Origin of the sequence: Kocuria sp. HSID16901, from assembly GCF_003989425.1 — a bacterium.
GTDB classification, from domain to species: domain Bacteria; phylum Actinomycetota; class Actinomycetes; order Actinomycetales; family Micrococcaceae; genus Rothia; species Rothia massiliensis.
On record NZ_RBLM01000004.1, the window covers coordinates 102475 to 117642 of the forward strand.

A 15168-nucleotide genomic window follows, 5' to 3' on the forward strand; every position below is an offset into this window, starting at 1 on the left:
ATCTGCCCCAAACAATAGGGCCCCCACTGACCGGCACGGTATGTGGGGGCCCTTTTGCGCAGTAGATGAATGGTTGAGGACGCCGTCGAGAAGGAAGTGACTGAATCCGTGACGTATCCACGACGCCTCACTCTCACTCGCCGACCTGCGACCTTCACCTTCAATCGACTTCGAATTGGTATCTGCAGGTAATAAAAAGCCCCGCCCACCACAGAAGGTGAGCGGGGCTTTGAAACCGACTTAGTAGATACCGTTTGGACTCGCTGCGCCTTGGTTAACATCTCGCACGACCGATGAATCTATCGGTGTGCTACTGGGCGTCACGATGGTCCCGCCGGTCACGCTGGTGATCACGATTTTATTTTTAATTCGGCCTGTGGTCGTTTTTGACTCACCATCCTGAAAAGTGAACAATATGTCCGGAACGCCTGAAGCCGTGCTGACTTTTGGCAATTTTGTACCGGCGGGCAAGGTCCAGGTGATCGTTGTGGTTCGTGTGGAAACGTTGTAGGCACCACGGCTGACGGAGCCTAAGCTGGCAGAAACCGTGAAGGCCCGTTCATCCGTTGCAGCCGTTAATAGTCCCTCTACGTTCAAGGTCATGACCAGTGGCGCTTGCAAAGTCATCGGAGTTCCGGTGGCGGGCACACCCAAATCCACGTACACGCTGTTAAGGTAGCCGTCGGCGCCACCTCCGCCGTCAAAAAGTACCCCTAAATCCGGATTTGTCGGCGAGGCCGCCTGCGCGGGCATCGCGGCCGTTGCCACGATAACCGGCGCGCTCCAGGCGCCGCCCTTGATGATACTTCGACGCCGAAGTCCTGTATGTTCCATGGTCCCCCACCCAAATGGCTACTGACCTGCGCAAATGCACAGAAGTCTCAATGTGACCCACACTCTACTCCCTAGTACTTCAAAAGCGTCAACTTCGGACCGGGCGGTCAGTGAATTCAAATCGAGAAACCTTGAATCACCCCACCTGCAGAGGTCCCGGAGCCGGTATCGGGCCGACGGTCTTGGACTGGAAGGTGTCGAGTTGAATCCGCGCCCTAACCGCGCCTTTTGCCGTTTTTGGGCACAAAAAATGCCGGGACACTAGGCCGTGTGGCCCGGCATCCCGGCAATCTCTTGGCTCCCCCGACTGGACTCGAACCAGTAACCCTTCGATTAACAGTCGAATGCTCTGCCAATTGAGCTACGGGGGACCGTTACTCTCAACGTTCTTCAACGCTTGCAACAGCACTAAACTTTACAGGCTCGGCTGGGGGTTCGCAAAACGACAGCGGGTGACCCTTGTCACCGATATTCCGAAAGCTGCCGACGTTTGTACTCCAGGTCGGCTATCTCCCGCTGGATGCTGCGGAATCGATCAGCCTCGGTGACGGCATCGACCCGTTCGAGCTCACGCACTTTATCCCGTTGCCGAGCGCTGAGCTCCTGCTGAAGCAGGCTATTGAGAATCGAGACGGCGTAGGCCTCGAGCTGGCGTTGGCTCGAGGCCGGCAACGGCGCCACGGTCAGCTCGGCAAGCAAACCGTGCGTTGCCTCGTGGGCGTGACCTCGAATCGCGTTGATCCACCCTGTACCTGAAGTGGGAGTCATCTCGCCGGCCGCAGCGAGGATCCCACGGAGCAACTCATAGTGGACCCGGAACCTCACCCGGATCGACCCCAGGGCATCCCACTGGGACTGTTCCACGAGCTCCGGAACCTGAATCAACACCTCCAGAGCCTGACGTTCGCGCCGGGCCGCGGGATCCCTGTAATCCGGCACCTCAATCTGTGGCGCCCCCACGGAACCGTGATCCGACGCCGCCGCGACGGCTTCCACCTCGTCCCGACGTCGTTCCGAGGGCTTGCGCGCTTCCGCTTGGACGGCCTGATCCAGTTCCTGAAGGTCCACTCCGATCCATCGGGACACTTCACGCTGATAACCGTGCCTGAGAACGGAATCGCGGATCGAGGCGACCATGGGCGCGACTGCCTTCATGGCCCGGTAGCGCCCCTCGATGCTGTCCAGGTCGAAGTCCCTCAGAGTAACTCGGATCGCGAATTCGAAGAGGGGACGCTTATCTTCAAGCAGGTCGCGGACGGCGCGATCCCCCCGTTTGAGCCGGAGATCGCACGGGTCCATACCGTCTGGGGCCACGCACACGTACGTTTGAGCGGTGAACCGTTGGTCCTCCTGAAACGCGTGGAGGGCCGCCTTTTGCCCCGCCTCATCGCCGTCGAACGTGAAAATCACCTCTCCGCCGCTACCGTCATCTCCCAGTAGTCGACGAACGATCTTGATGTGTTCGGTGCCGAATGACGTTCCGCAGGTGGCCACCGCAGTTTCGATTCCGGCCAGGTGCGCAGCCATGACGTCGGTGTATCCCTCGACCACCATGATCTGCTTCCCTTGTGCAATCTTCCGCTTGGCGAGGTCGATGCCGTAGAGCACTTGAGACTTCTTGTAGAGCTGCGTCTCAGGGGTGTTGAGGTATTTGGGGCCTTGATCGTCGTCGAAGAGCTTGCGAGCACCGAAGCCAATGGTTTCGCCCGTGATATTGCGGATGGGCCAGATCAGTCGACCACGGAAACGGTCGTACAAGCCGCGTTGCCCTTCCGAGAACATACCGGTGGCCTTGAGTTCCTCATCGGAAAACCCCTGATCACGGAGGTGCTTCAGGAGATTCGACCAGCCTTGCGGGGCGAACCCCACCCCGAATTTCTTCGCCGCCTCCCCATCGAAGCCACGGCCGCCAAGGAACGCTTGGGCCACTTGGGCCTGACGGGTATAGAGCTGGCGCTCGAAAAATTCCTGGGCAATCTTGTGCGCATCAATCAGGCGCTGACGGCGACCCTTCTCCTCGCGCGTCGGCCCGCTCCCCTGCTCGTAGTGCAGTTCGTAACCGATGCGTGCGGCCAAACGCTCCACAGTCTCGGCGAAGCTGGTATGTTCCATCGCCATCAGGAAAGCGATGACATCGCCCGATTCTCCGCATCCGAAGCAATGGTACGTACCCATTTGGGGCCGCACGTGGAACGACGGCGTCCGCTCATCGTGGAAAGGGCACAAACCCTTGTAGGAGCCAATGCCGGCGGATTTGAGGGTGACAAAGCCTTCGACGATCTCCCGAATATCGCTTCGGGAACGTACCTCATCGATGTCTTCGCGTCGTATCAATCCAGCCACAAGGGTCAGTTTATCTGGGGCCCGCAAGTCACGGGCTGGTCTTCGCGGAACGTGGACATCTCACCACAGGGGCTTATCGCCGGTGCGCCAATTCAGGCCGGTGATGCGATCGTGGAGACGCACCGCAGAAGAATCCGTGAGCGAAGCGACCTGGTCAATGACCAAACGTAAGCGCCCGGCGTCGTCGGAGGGGTCGGTTTCCCGCCAATCGGCAGCGAAAACCGGATCAAGGTACATGCCGTCCGTCTCGACCAGAGCTTCAACCACTACCGTCAGCATCTCGCGCTGATTCTCGTACATGGGCCCTTGGTCTCGGACCGCCATCACGAAAGCGGTGGCGATACCTTTCATCACCGCGATCTCGGTCAGAGTCTCCCGAGGGATTCGCAATTGGGCATCGTATCGGGTGAGACGTCCGTCGCCGTATTCAGCACGGGTCGCCGCAATGGCATCACCGGCGAACCGACCGATCAACCGGCTGGTCAGCGCCTTCAGCTCGGCCATCGAGGCTCGGGTACCCGTCATGCTCGGCAGCCATTCCTTCAAGTTCCGAAGACGCCCCAACGCCTCCTCCAACTCGGAGGGCTCGGCGTCGGGCAGGTACAACCGTTGCGTCCAGCTCAGCACGCGTTCCCGCTCGGCCGTGCGGTCCATCCAGCCCAACTGCACATGACCGGCAAAGACAGCATCCTCGACGTCGTGGACGGAATAGGAAATGTCGTCGGCCAAGTCCATGACCTGCGCTTCTAGGCATTTCTGGCCCTCCGGGGCTCCGTCTCGGAACCACTCAAATACCGGGAGATCATCCTCATAGACGCCGAATTTCTTGCTTCGCACGCCGTCTTTCACCGGAGCGTCTTCGCGCTTCCAGGGGTATTTGCAGGCCGCATCGAGGCTCGCGCGCGTCAGGTTCAACCCACAGGGTTGGCCGTCAGGCATAGTGACCTTGGGTTCGAGCCGACTCAGCAGTCGAAGAGTTTGCGCGTTTCCTTCAAAGCCACCGGCGGATTCCGCAATCGCGTTGAGGGCCGTCTCGCCATTGTGGCCAAAAGGCGGGTGGCCGAGGTCGTGGGCCAAACACGCGGCGTCGACGACGTCGGGGTCACACCCAATCATCCGGCCGACTTCTCGCCCCACCTGGGCAACTTCCAAGGAGTGGGTCAGCCGGGTCCGAATGAAGTCGTCCGAATTCGGTGAAACGACTTGAGTCTTGAAGCCCAGCCGACGCAATGCCGAAGAATGCAAGACTCGCGCCCGGTCCCGTTCGAAGTGACTGCGATACAGGTTCTTGTGGTTCTCCGGGAGCCACCGCTCGGAATCGCGCGCGGTGTAACCAGGCTGCTGGGGATCCATCGGGGAAGACATCGAGCGGGCACCTTGATCGGGGACGTTGGGTCATGCCCACAGTACCGCGTGATTCCGCGGAAGGACGGAGTTTTCCACAGCATCCGCGGGTCGGGTCACGCTTAGCCGCCCGAAATGTCCAATTCGGCATCGGCGAGACCCAGACGTTCCGCGTCGCCCAAGATTCGCGAATTCAACCAACCGTCCGGAAGATGGGGCTTCTTCGGTGACCCCGCCCTGCCACGCGGTCCCTCAACATCGGCACCAGGATAAGGGAGGGAAAGGTCCAGTTGATTGAGCAGGTCACGGAATTCGTCGAGCGTGGCAACCTGCGCCATGCTGGCACGAAGTTCGCCACCAACGGGGTAACCCTTGAAATACCAGGCGATATGCTTACGGATCTCGCGCATGCCTCGATGCTCATCATGGAAGGTTTCGACGAGTAGTTCGGCGTGCCGATAGATGATGTCGGCGACTTCGGCCACTCCAGGGCGGAAGCGATCCGTGCGTCCCTCGAAAGCTGCCTGCAGGTCACCAAAGAGCCACGGACGGCCCTGGCAACCGCGCCCAATCACCACGCCGTCTACGCCCGTCTGCTCGACCATCCGAGCGGCGTCTTCAGCCGACCAGATATCACCGTTACCGAGCACGGGAACGTCCGGAATTGCCTCTCGCAGTTCCGCGATGGAGTCCCAATCGGCTTGCCCCGAATAGTGCTGCGCCGCGGTCCGACCATGAAGCGCGATCGCGGCCACACCAGCGTCGCGGGCGGTCTTGGCGGCGTCGAGGAAGGTGATGTGATCATCGTCGATCCCTTTGCGCATCTTCACGGTCACGGGGATATTCGCTCGTGATGCCTCGCGCACGGCCGTGGTCACGATGGCTTCGAAGAGGTCGGTTTTCCACGGCAGGGCCGAGCCCCCACCGTTTTTGGTGACCTTGGGAACCGGACAACCGAAATTGAGGTCCACATGGTCCGCTCGCCCCTCCTCGGCGACCATCCGGATGGCCTTGCCCACGTTGACGGCATCCACGCCGTAGATCTGGATCGAGCGGATTTTCTCGTCGGAGTCGTGCTCGATAATGCGCAAGGACTCGGGGCGGCGTTCCACCAAAGCGCGGGCCGTGACCATTTCGGTCACGTACAACCCTCCACCGTACTCGCGGCACAGGCGCCGAAAAGCACGGTTCGTCACGCCTGCCATCGGCGCCAGAACCACGGGAACATCGACCATGAGCGGCCCAAGACGCAGTGGTGGCAGTGAAAGGCGGGTGGGAGCGGTTGCGGTAGTCACCCAGCGATTTTCTCACAGGCCACAACGGTTGCACACGTTTCGAGCGCACATTGTGGGTGGAGGAACATTCGCACGTGGCGGCACTCTCGGGTCAGACGACGTGGGCATCCGCGACGTCGAGCGCCCGATCGATGATCCTCAAGCCCTCTTCCGCCTGGTCCTGAGTGATATTCAGCGGGGGTGCCACATGAATACGGTTGTAATTCGCGAAAGGAAGCAACCCTAGCTTTTTCATGGTGCCGATGAGTTCGTTCATTTCCGGGGAGCTTCCGCCATAGGCAGCCAAAGGCTCACGGGTCTCGGGATTCTTGACGAGTTCGATGGCCCAGAAACACCCCAGGCCCCTGACTTCGCCGACAGAGGCGTGGTTCTTGGCGATCTTCTCGAGGCCAGGTCCGAAGACTTCCCGCCCCATCCTTTCGGCATTCTCGATCATGCCTTCATCCGCCATCGTGCGGATGGTAGCTACGGCAGCGGCACAAGCCAGCGGGTGGCCAGAATACGTGAGACCGCCCGGGTAGGCCCGTTCGCGAAAGGTCTCAAAAATGTCATCCGAGATGGCGACGCCGCCCAGCGGGACGTAGCCAGAATTCACGCCCTTGGCGAAGGTCATGAGATCGGGGACGACGTCCCAATGGTCCACGGCAAACCAAGCTCCAGTGCGACCGAAACCCGCCATGACCTCGTCCGCGATATACACCAGGCCGTAACGGTCCGCGAGATCGCGAACCCCCTTCAGGTATCCGGGCGGGGGCGCGTAGATTCCGGCGGTTCCCGGCACCGTTTCGAGGATGATGGCCGCGATCGTCTCGGGCCCTTCCAGAATGATGGTGTCCTCAAGGTGTCGAAGGGCTCGCTCGGTCTCTTCTTCCAGAGTTTGCGACCCAAAATACGAGCGATATGGGTAGGCCGGCATGAAATGCGAGACCCCGGCGTCACCGTAGTCGCTCGCGAAACGACGGGTATCCCCCGTGACATTCACGGCCAGATCGGTCCCACCGTGATAGCTGCGGTATGCGGAAAGAACTTTCCGACGTCCCGTGTGCAACCGAGCCATACGGATCGCGTGCTCTACGGCTTCTGCCCCACCATTGGTGAAGAAGATGTGATTCAAGGTCCCGGGTGTCCGCCCCGCGATGAGCCGGGCAGCTTCGGAACGTGCGTCGTTGACGTGGGAGGGCGCGATCGTACACAGCTTCGCGGCCTGATCTTGAATGGCTTTCACCACAACAGGATGCTGATGGCCGATGTTCGTATTGACCATCTGAGACGAGAAGTCCAGGAGCTTGTGGCCGGCGCCGTCCCAGACGTACGAGCCTTCGGCCTTGGTCACGGTCATGGGGTCCAGGGAACCTTGGGCCGACCAAGAGTGAAAAACGTGCTTCCGGTCCAGGGCATAGGCTTCTCTCCCCGCGGCAAGCTCGGCCTCGCTGGGGCCAGCCGCCAGCCCGTCCATGGGATCCGTGGACTCGGTATGACCTCGATCGATTCCGTTCATCGGACTACCTCCTGGTTCGTTTCCCCTGGTCGGGGCCCTGTGGACCAGTGTAGGTACTCATGCCCGGAATCGCGCGCCTCGGCGCTCCCGCGGCGACGCGGCCCCTCGGTTATGAATAACTATCTGAGGCAGCATCGGACGGGAGGTCTTCGACGGCTCGTTCGAAATTCGCGGTCAGTATCACGACGTCGGCGGCGACGTTGGACAGCCGAACCCGAAGCGTGCCATCCGACGGCGTTTCCTGCCCGGTTTCATGTGCCGGGCCAAGCAAACCCTCGCGTTCCCAATGCTCGCGGACCCTATGGTGGTGACCGGGAATTTCGCCTCGGGCGTTGACCACCCGCCACCACGGGACGTTGGAGCCCCAGCGAGCCATGACGTTGCCAACGACCCTTGGCGACTCCCCCACGATCTTGCCGATCGTCCCATAAGTCGCGACCTGCCCCTCAGGGATTCCTTCGACCGCCCGCAGAATCCTCTCGAGACGCAGGTCATCCACGATGCGACTCCTTCTTGGCCCTAACGGTCCGCGAGGACCAAAGCCTCTTCCTCGACCTCAGCGGTTCCACGCTCGATCAATGCATCGGCCAATTCGGACAGCACGCTCATCGAGTCATCCACCTGGAAGACCACCGGGTATTGAGCCACGAGGAGCGCGAGCAATTGCTCGACGTCCTCGGCCGCACGTGGGGCGTTGATGTCGTAACCGAGGAGAACTTCCGTGGGCTCGTCCTCGGGAATCTCCCGACCGGGGGCATCGGCATCGAGGGAGCGGTAGCTGACCGCAAAGGCACTGATCGGCCCCTTTTTCCCGTCATGTTGCGCGGCAATCACGTCGTCACGAACGACAATCGCGCCAAACGCCTCCGCTTCGTCCGAGAGGAACAACCGATTCACGCGACCCAACGATTGTTCTGCCGGCGGGTCCCACTCGTGGACGGACCGATAGAAATCCCAGAGCGCCTGAGTGAGTTCGAGAGACCCCGTGGCGAGATCCTCTACCGCCTGATCGAGGCGGTCGGCGTCGTCGGCTCGAAGAGGCTGCGGGGCCAAAGCTCCCGCGTTGACGCGCACCATGCGGGTCCGCTGAATCGAGCCCAAGCCCGCCCACTGTGCGAAACCCGCACCGGAGGTTTCGGGCACGATCTTGGTTCGAAGAGCCGAGACGCCGGACGGCGCGGTGGCGGCGTGTTTCCGCAACTGGTCCAGGATGAGCCGGCCGACGCCGCGTCGTCGATGGTCCGGCGCCACCTCGACGTAGGCCCAGAGCCGAGCGTCGTGCAGTGACGTTTCGTACACGGTTCCGGCCGCCACGGGAATCCCCTGGTGCTCGACCACGATCGACCGTTGCCACGGCGAATCCGTGTCTGGGCCCAATTTGGCGCGAAACACGGAGGCCTGGATGTTGTCGGCGTCGGGCCAGATCTGCATCAGTTGCAGGTCATCGCCCTCTTGCCACGGTCGAAGGGTGTAATCCGTCACCACGTTCTCCTGTTCGCTACTTGATCAGCCGGCCGGCCAAATACGAGGCCACCTGGTCCAGGCTGACGCGCTCCTGCGCCATGGTGTCGCGTTCACGGATGGTCACCGCCTGGTCGTCGAGGGTATCGAAGTCGACGGTGATGCAGAACGGGGTTCCGATTTCGTCCTGGCGACGGTAGCGGCGACCGATGGCACCCGACGTGTCGTAGTCGACGTTCCAGTTCTTCCGCAGTTCCGCGGCGAGCTTCTCGGCCGTCGGGGTCAACGTTTCCTTCTTGGACAACGGCAGGACCGCAGCCTTGACGGGCGCCAAGCGGGGGTCCAACTTGAGGACCGTCCGAGTGTCGACGCCGCCCTTGGCGTTCGGGGCCTCATCCTCGCTGTAGGCATCCACGAGGAACGCCATCATCGAACGCGTCAAGCCGAAGGACGGCTCGATGACGTACGGGACGTACCGTTCCCCGGTGGCCTGATCGAAGTATTCAAGGCGGGTATTGGAATGGTCGTTGTGTACGCCGAGGTCGTAATCCGTCCGGTTGGCCACGCCCATGAGCTCTCCCCACTCATTGCCCTGGAAACCGAACTTGTACTCGATGTCGATGGTCCCCGCAGAGTAGTGCGCACGATCATCCTCAGGAACGTCGAACTGCCGCATATTCTCAGGATTAATACCGAGGTCCACGAACCAGTTCCAGCAGTCCTCGACCCACCGGTCAAAGTACTTCGGGGCATCTTCCGGGTGCGTAAAGAATTCGATTTCCATCTGTTCGAATTCACGAGTGCGGAAAATGAAGTTTCCCGGAGTGATTTCGTTGCGGAACGCCTTGCCGATCTGCCCGATTCCGAAGGGGGGACGCTTCCGGGAAGCCGTGACCACATTGTTAAAATTCACGAAAATGCCCTGAGCGGTCTCGGGACGCAGGAAGGTCATACCCTCTTCGTTGTCCACGGCACCGAGGTAGGTTTTCATGAGACCCGAGAACTGTTGCGGTTCGGTCCACTGCCCGGGCTGGCCCGTTTCGGGGTCATTGATGTCGGCCAAACCGTTGACCGGCGGGTGGCCGTGCTTGGCCTCGTAGGCTTCCAGCAAGTGATCTGCACGGTACCGACGGTGCGTGTGCAAGGACTCCACGAGCGGATCAGTGAAGGTCTCGACGTGCCCTGATGCCTCCCACACGGCCTTCGGCAAGATCACCGAGGAGTCCAGTCCCACCATGTCCTCGCGGGAACGCACGAAGTTCTGCCACCACAACTGACGGATATTTTCCTTGAGCTCGGTGCCCAGGGGGCCGTAATCCCACGCCGAGCGAGAACCGCCGTAGATCTCACCCGCCTGAAAAACGAATCCGCGGCGCTTGGCCAGCGTGATGACGTTGTCCAGCGTGGACTTAGGTGCCATAGGTATTGCTCACTCCATAGGTCGTCACGCGCCATCGGGGGTGTCGCGTGCAAAGGGTCAAATCTCTCCCGCCCAGCCTACCGGTTTGACTCCTAGGTCGCCCATCCCGGCTGTTCACGATCATGCGGGTCTCCATGCTTCCCCCAAGCGAAACGGATAGGCTCATGACATGACGAGTCGAAATGAATCCGTGGAAGTGATCGAGATCCGGGACGACATGATCCGCTTGGGCCAATTACTGAAATTGGCAAACCTGGTGGGCGACGGATTGGAGGCCCGCGAAGTCATCGCTGAGGGGCACGTCAGCGTTAATGATGAGGTAGAAACGCAACGCGGCAAGCAGATACGTCCGGGCGATAAGGTACGCCTGGGCGATATGACGATCCAAGTTCAACGCGCTGAAGCCTAAGTTCCGCCTCCTCAAAAATACATTCTGCAACCACATCAATTAAGACGGATCTCTCATGAACGCTTTAATTCAGCCTCTACGACGGGTCAAGCACGCCGGTTTGGCGCTCAACAAATCTTCGCGCCGAAATATTCGATTACTCATCGATCATTCTCGCTCTATTTATTCCAAACGTTTCCCGTATAAATACGATCTCGATCGTTACCAAAGCTTTGACAAAATTCTCCGGATCCATGAGGCATCGTCTCTAACTTTCAAGGTGAATCATCTGATGTATTCACCGCCGACAGATCCGCCACATTCCCCAATGCCGAGCAGACTGTTTTTGCTCTGGACCGGCGACAACGACCTAAGTCCGCAACGCATGCGGGCCATCAAATCCTTGCGACGTCACAATACTGAATTGGACGTCGTCTTTATCACGGCCGAGAATCTCAACGACGTCGTCGTTCAAGGGCACCCTTTACACCCGGCGTATGAAAAATTAAGCTACGTCCACCGTTCCGATTACCTGCGCGCTTATCTGATGCATCATCATGGAGGCGTTTATTCGGATATCAAGGACATGCGGGAGCCGTGGAAACCACTCATTGATCGTGCAAATCGCGATCACACCATGTGGGCTTGTGGGCTTATACCGCCCGATTCCCGAGACCTCAGCCCGGCGTTCGGAGCACTCGGTTCTGACCAGCGCACCCATTACACACGTATGCTCGATCAGCGCGCCTTTGGGTTCAAGCCAGGTTCTTCGTGGACCGATGCGTGGCTCAGCGAAGTCGAACGTCGCCTGAGTTACTTTGATCGACTATTGGATGAAAAGCGCCCGCAACAGCCCTGGGGCCTCAACGCTGAATATCCCATACCTTGGACCGCTCTCCTGGCCCAAGTCATGGCTCCATTATCCCTGAAGTACAGCAATCACGCTCTCATCGATCCAGACCGTGCTTTCGTGATGCACCTCGACGGCCACCGCTAAACGCCTCGCCCACCCTTCAGAAGCCACCGGCTATCTCAGCGCAGCACGTACGTCAGGAATTCGGAAACGTGCTTCATTTCCTGATTGCTCACTCCGTGACCCATCCCCGCATAGAGAACCTTGGTGACCTGCGTGTGGTCCCTCAGCCAATCGAGGGTGAAGGCCACTAAATCGCCCGTCACGACGGGGTCTTCTTGGTCTCGCCCGTAGAAGAAGGGCAAGCGAGGTGTGCGGGCGGCGAGGGCGGCGTCGTCAAGGGATTCGTCGTCGGAATCGATCACAAAACCGGAGAGTCCCACCACGGCGGCCAGAAGATTCGGGCGATGCCGAGCAACCGAGCTGGCTATTGCCATTCCTTGCGAGAAGCCAAGGAGTGTGACGTCCGCGTACTCATCGGCGTGGGACTCGATCCATGTGGTGACCATCGAAGTGGCTGCCTTCGCGCCTTCTGCAGTCTTGGCGAGACTCCCCTCCGGACCCATATTGAGGTCAAACCAGCTGAACCCGGGGCCACCGGAAGGCATGGGGTCGGGTGCCCTCATCGACGCGTAGGTAAAGCCGTCCGACGGCAATGCGGGCAATAGCCCGAGGAGGTCCTGCTCATTCGATCCGTAGCCGTGAAGCATGAGCACCAAATGAGTGCCGCGGCGTTCTTCGGACGGACGAGAGTATTCGACGAAGGGTTCCTGAGTCATGCTTCCAGTCTAAGCGGGACCTGGAACTGGCCGTGGCGGCTAGCGGCGTGCGGCCTCCGCCGAAGGCCAGCCGGCGGCTAAACAGTTGGCGATCTGGGCGGTCTCGATGAGGAAACCGTCGTGGCCGCTCGGGGACGACACGGTGTGCACCGGAACGGACCGAGGGAGGGCTACGGCCAAACTTTCCGATTCTCGGGGATAAAACAGACGGTCCGAATCGACGGCGATGACGCTCCAGCCGCACGTGGATCGGGCCAAGGCCTCCTGAAGAGTTCCCCGCCCTCGGGAAATGTCGTGGCTCATCAGAGCATCGTTGACGACCAGATAGGAGTTGGCGTCGAAACGGCCTGCCAGCTTCGAAGCATGGTGATCGAGATAGCTTTCCACCCGATAACGCCCACGGCGGTTAACGCAGGGGCCGGTAGGGTCTTCGTCATCTTGAGGAAAGCGACCGAAGCGTTCGTGAAGTTCCGAGGCCGAACGGTACGTGATGTGGGCGATCCGCCGGGCCAGTCCCAATCCATGGACCGGGCCTGGACCCGCGTAGTAATCCCCGCCTGAGAAATCGGGGTCCTGACGAATCGCGAGGCTCTGAGCCTGCCCCCAAGACAGTTGCTCCGCCGTCGCCTCTGGGCCGCAGGCGATCACGGCACAATGCCCCACCCGTTCAGGGAAGGTCACCGCCCATTCCATCGCCCGTGCCCCGCCCATGGAACCGCCAATCACCAGCGAAAATCGTTCGATCCCGAGGGCATCCGCCAAGACCGCCTCGGCCTTCACGGAATCTCGGATGGTCACGAGAGGGAATCGCGAACCCCACGGTTCGCGATCCGGATCCACGGAGGCGGGCGCCGGAGACGCCGGGCCGGTAGATCCGTAACAACCACCCAGAATATTGGGACACACCACAAAATAGCGGTTAGTGTCGATCGCGGCACCAGGCCCGATCAGGCCCTCCCACCATCCCTCCTGCGCGGCCGCCAGGCGTTGCAGCTCGGGGGTGCTCTCGGAGGCCTGACCGCGGGCAGCGTGGGTGTCGCCGGTGAGGGCGTGCAGCACCAAGACGGCGTTGCTGGCGTCGTCGTTCAGGACTCCCCACGTCTCAAAAAAGAGTTCGGCGTCCGGGATGACCGCACCGCTCTCGAGACGAAGGTCCCCGATGCCGAAGCACCGGGCAACCCCTTCGTCCCACAGCGCGGCCTGGTCCGGCCGGGTACCTGCGATCGTCACTAAACCTCCTGACGCCTAGCGCGTAGCTCCCGCCGAGGCCGCACTCTCAGCGGAAGTGTTGGCCTGCCGCAGTTGCGCGAAGCCGTTGTCCAAGTCCGCGAGGATGTCATCGATATGTTCCAGACCCACGGACAAACGGACGAAGCCCGGCGCCACGCCCGCGTCCCGCAGCTCGCTCTCGGAAAGCTGGGAGTGCGTCGTCGACGCGGGGTGGATGACGAGGGAACGAACGTCACCGATATTGGCCACATTCGAGTGCAAGGTCAGGGAGTCCACAAATCGTTGAGCGGGCTCGGCCCCTCCCTCAACTTCGAATCCCACGATGGCTCCGACGCCGCGGGGGGCGTACTTGAGGCCCCGCTCGTACCAGCGGGAAGATTCGAGGCCGGCATAATGCACCTTGGTCACTTCCGGACGAGCCTCGAGCCACCGCGCCACGGCACGGGCATTCTCGACGTGGCGCTCGATGCGCAAGGACAGCGTCTCCAAGCCAACGGCGATATTGAAAGCGTTGGTCGGCGAAATGGAGGACCCAAGATCCCGCAACAGACTCACGCGAGCGCGCAGGATGTAGGAGAGATTGACCCCGAAAACACCATTCGGACCGAGGTCTTCGCCGAAGACCAAGCCGTGGTAGCTCGGGTCGGGCTGGTTGAACTGCGGGAAACGCTCCGGGTATCGCGAGTAGTCGAAAGCGCCCGAATCGATGATCACGCCACCGAGGCTCGTTCCGTGCCCACCCAGATACTTCGTGGCCGAATGCACGACGACGTCGGCACCCCATTCGAAGGGACGCAACAGATACGGGGTCGGAACGGTGTTGTCCACGATCAACGGAACCTCGGATTCGTGGGCCACCTGAGCGATTCCCTCGATGTCGAGGACATCACTGCGGGGGTTGGGAACCGTCTCACCGTAGAACGCCTTGGTGTTTGGCCGCACGGCGGCTCGCCACGATTCGGGATCGTCGAAGTCCTCAACGAAGGTCGTTTCAATCCCGTAGGTGCCGAGTGTGTGCTTGAGGAGGTTGTAGGTTCCTCCGTACAGGCTCGGGCTTGCGACGATGTGGTCTCCGGCTTGCGCCACGTTGAGGATCGCGATGGTGCTCGCGGCCTGACCCGATGCGACGAGCAAGGCTCCCACGCCGCCTTCGAGGGCAGCTAGCCGGTTCTCGACCGCTTCTTGGGTCGGGTTAGTCAAACGCGAATAGATCGGCCCCAATTCCTTGAGACCAAAGCGATGTGCCGCTTGCTCGGAATTCTGGAAGACGAAGGACGTGGTCTGGTAAATCGGCAGGGCCCGCGCACCGGTCGCGGAGTCAGGCTCCTGGCCCGCGTGAATCTGCTGAGTTTCGAATTTCCAGCCCTGGGGGCTATTCGGCGTAGGAAGGTTGGTCGTTTCCGTGCTCATGTTCTGCTCCTGAGTTATCAAGGGCATGGAGCGACCGGTCTGTGCGTCAGCCCGGGTCAACCCGACATCATCCGATGCACCGGGGAATGCGAAGCTCACTCACGTGATGACCGGGCACACCGCGCCCGCGCTTGTGGCCGCATTTTCACGACCACCTGGTCCTCACCCAGGGCACCCCACCGCGGTTGGAGGGTTGCCGGCCAGCAAGCTGGGGCTTGTCACTGGCTCTCTTGACCTGATTCAAGTTTTCTCC

The 15168-nt window shown here is 60.7% G+C and carries 13 protein-coding genes, 1 tRNA gene and 1 riboswitch; of the genes, 2 read left to right on the forward strand and 12 right to left on the reverse strand.

Annotation, left to right across the window (positions count from 1 at the left end; genetic code table 11):
- Nucleotides 1-240: 240 nt before the first annotated feature.
- The 9 genes from D8M21_RS07095 to D8M21_RS07135 form a co-directional block, all read right to left on the reverse strand.
- Entirely contained in the window at nt 241-834 is a 594-nt protein-coding gene (locus D8M21_RS07095) for a hypothetical protein (protein WP_126855761.1), read from the reverse strand.
- Between the two features lie 295 nt (nt 835-1129).
- Nucleotides 1130-1205: transfer RNA gene (locus tag D8M21_RS07100), tRNA-Asn, on the reverse strand.
- A gap of 91 nt (nt 1206-1296) precedes the next feature.
- Nucleotides 1297-3177 carry a DNA primase gene (dnaG, locus tag D8M21_RS07105; protein ID WP_048679386.1) on the reverse strand — a complete coding sequence of 627 codons (1881 nt, stop codon included), beginning with the start codon at nt 3175-3177 and terminating at the stop codon, nt 1297-1299.
- Nucleotides 3178-3237: 60 nt separating this feature from the next.
- Nucleotides 3238-4542 carry a deoxyguanosinetriphosphate triphosphohydrolase gene (locus tag D8M21_RS07110; RefSeq protein ID WP_048679389.1) on the reverse strand — a complete coding sequence of 435 codons (1305 nt, stop codon included), beginning with the start codon at nt 4540-4542 and terminating at the stop codon, nt 3238-3240.
- A gap of 101 nt (nt 4543-4643) precedes the next feature.
- Nucleotides 4644-5756, reverse strand: coding sequence for a tRNA dihydrouridine synthase DusB (dusB, locus tag D8M21_RS07115; protein ID WP_082156665.1), 1113 nt, complete (start codon nt 5754-5756; stop codon nt 4644-4646).
- Nucleotides 5757-5907: 151 nt separating this feature from the next.
- Nucleotides 5908-7272, reverse strand: coding sequence for an aspartate aminotransferase family protein (locus D8M21_RS07120; RefSeq protein ID WP_048679989.1), 1365 nt, complete (start codon nt 7270-7272; stop codon nt 5908-5910).
- 151 nt (nt 7273-7423) lie between these two features.
- Nucleotides 7424-7813, reverse strand: a complete 390-nt coding sequence (locus D8M21_RS07125) for an MGMT family protein (RefSeq protein WP_053089955.1) — start codon at nt 7811-7813, stop codon at nt 7424-7426.
- Nucleotides 7814-7833: 20 nt separating this feature from the next.
- Nucleotides 7834-8796, reverse strand: coding sequence for a GNAT family N-acetyltransferase (locus D8M21_RS07130; RefSeq protein ID WP_238651129.1), 963 nt, complete (start codon nt 8794-8796; stop codon nt 7834-7836).
- Nucleotides 8797-8812: 16 nt separating this feature from the next.
- Nucleotides 8813-10195, reverse strand: a complete 1383-nt coding sequence (locus D8M21_RS07135; protein ID WP_048679396.1) for a glycine--tRNA ligase — start codon at nt 10193-10195, stop codon at nt 8813-8815.
- A gap of 169 nt (nt 10196-10364) precedes the next feature.
- On the opposite strand from D8M21_RS07135, the gene D8M21_RS07140 reads away from it, so the two are divergent.
- Nucleotides 10365-10604, forward strand: a complete 240-nt coding sequence (locus D8M21_RS07140) for an RNA-binding S4 domain-containing protein (RefSeq protein ID WP_048679399.1) — start codon at nt 10365-10367, stop codon at nt 10602-10604.
- A 307-nt stretch (nt 10605-10911) separates the two neighbouring features.
- Nucleotides 10912-11580 carry a glycosyltransferase gene (locus D8M21_RS07145; protein WP_161800258.1) on the forward strand — a complete coding sequence of 223 codons (669 nt, stop codon included), beginning with the start codon at nt 10912-10914 and terminating at the stop codon, nt 11578-11580.
- Nucleotides 11581-11615: 35 nt separating this feature from the next.
- On the opposite strand, the gene D8M21_RS07150 is transcribed toward D8M21_RS07145, so the two are convergent.
- Genes D8M21_RS07150 through D8M21_RS07160 form a run of 3 tightly spaced genes read right to left on the reverse strand, consistent with a single transcriptional unit; the run spans nt 11616 to nt 14915 of the window.
- Nucleotides 11616-12275, reverse strand: a complete 660-nt coding sequence (locus tag D8M21_RS07150) for an alpha/beta hydrolase (RefSeq protein ID WP_048679405.1) — start codon at nt 12273-12275, stop codon at nt 11616-11618.
- A gap of 39 nt (nt 12276-12314) precedes the next feature.
- Nucleotides 12315-13505, reverse strand: coding sequence for a homoserine O-acetyltransferase MetX (gene metX / locus D8M21_RS07155; RefSeq protein ID WP_048679408.1), 1191 nt, complete (start codon nt 13503-13505; stop codon nt 12315-12317).
- Between the two features lie 15 nt (nt 13506-13520).
- Nucleotides 13521-14915 (reverse strand): bifunctional o-acetylhomoserine/o-acetylserine sulfhydrylase, encoded by a 1395-nt coding sequence (locus D8M21_RS07160; protein ID WP_048679410.1) that lies wholly within the window; start codon nt 14913-14915, stop codon nt 13521-13523.
- A 122-nt stretch (nt 14916-15037) separates the two neighbouring features.
- Nucleotides 15038-15151, reverse strand: a riboswitch (SAM riboswitch).
- Nucleotides 15152-15168: the final 17 nt, after the last annotated feature.

What these genes read in the sequence shown, in the direction of transcription:
- D8M21_RS07120 (WP_048679989.1), bottom strand. Translation starts at nt 7,272, where the DNA reads ATGGACGGGCTGGCGGCTGGCCCCAGCGAGGCCGAGCTTGCCGCGGGG.
- D8M21_RS07110 (WP_048679389.1), bottom strand. Translation starts at nt 4,542, where the DNA reads ATGTCTTCCCCGATGGATCCCCAGCAGCCTGGTTACACCGCGCGCGAT.
- D8M21_RS07145 (WP_161800258.1), top strand. Translation starts at nt 10,912, where the DNA reads ATGCCGAGCAGACTGTTTTTGCTCTGGACCGGCGACAACGACCTAAGT.
- D8M21_RS07095 (WP_126855761.1), bottom strand. Translation starts at nt 834, where the DNA reads ATGGAACATACAGGACTTCGGCGTCGAAGTATCATCAAGGGCGGCGCC.
- D8M21_RS07135 (WP_048679396.1), bottom strand. Translation starts at nt 10,195, where the DNA reads ATGGCACCTAAGTCCACGCTGGACAACGTCATCACGCTGGCCAAGCGC.
- D8M21_RS07160 (WP_048679410.1), bottom strand. Translation starts at nt 14,915, where the DNA reads ATGAGCACGGAAACGACCAACCTTCCTACGCCGAATAGCCCCCAGGGC.
- dusB (WP_082156665.1), bottom strand. Translation starts at nt 5,756, where the DNA reads ATGGTCGATGTTCCCGTGGTTCTGGCGCCGATGGCAGGCGTGACGAAC.
- D8M21_RS07140 (WP_048679399.1), top strand. Translation starts at nt 10,365, where the DNA reads ATGACGAGTCGAAATGAATCCGTGGAAGTGATCGAGATCCGGGACGAC.
- D8M21_RS07150 (WP_048679405.1), bottom strand. Translation starts at nt 12,275, where the DNA reads ATGACTCAGGAACCCTTCGTCGAATACTCTCGTCCGTCCGAAGAACGC.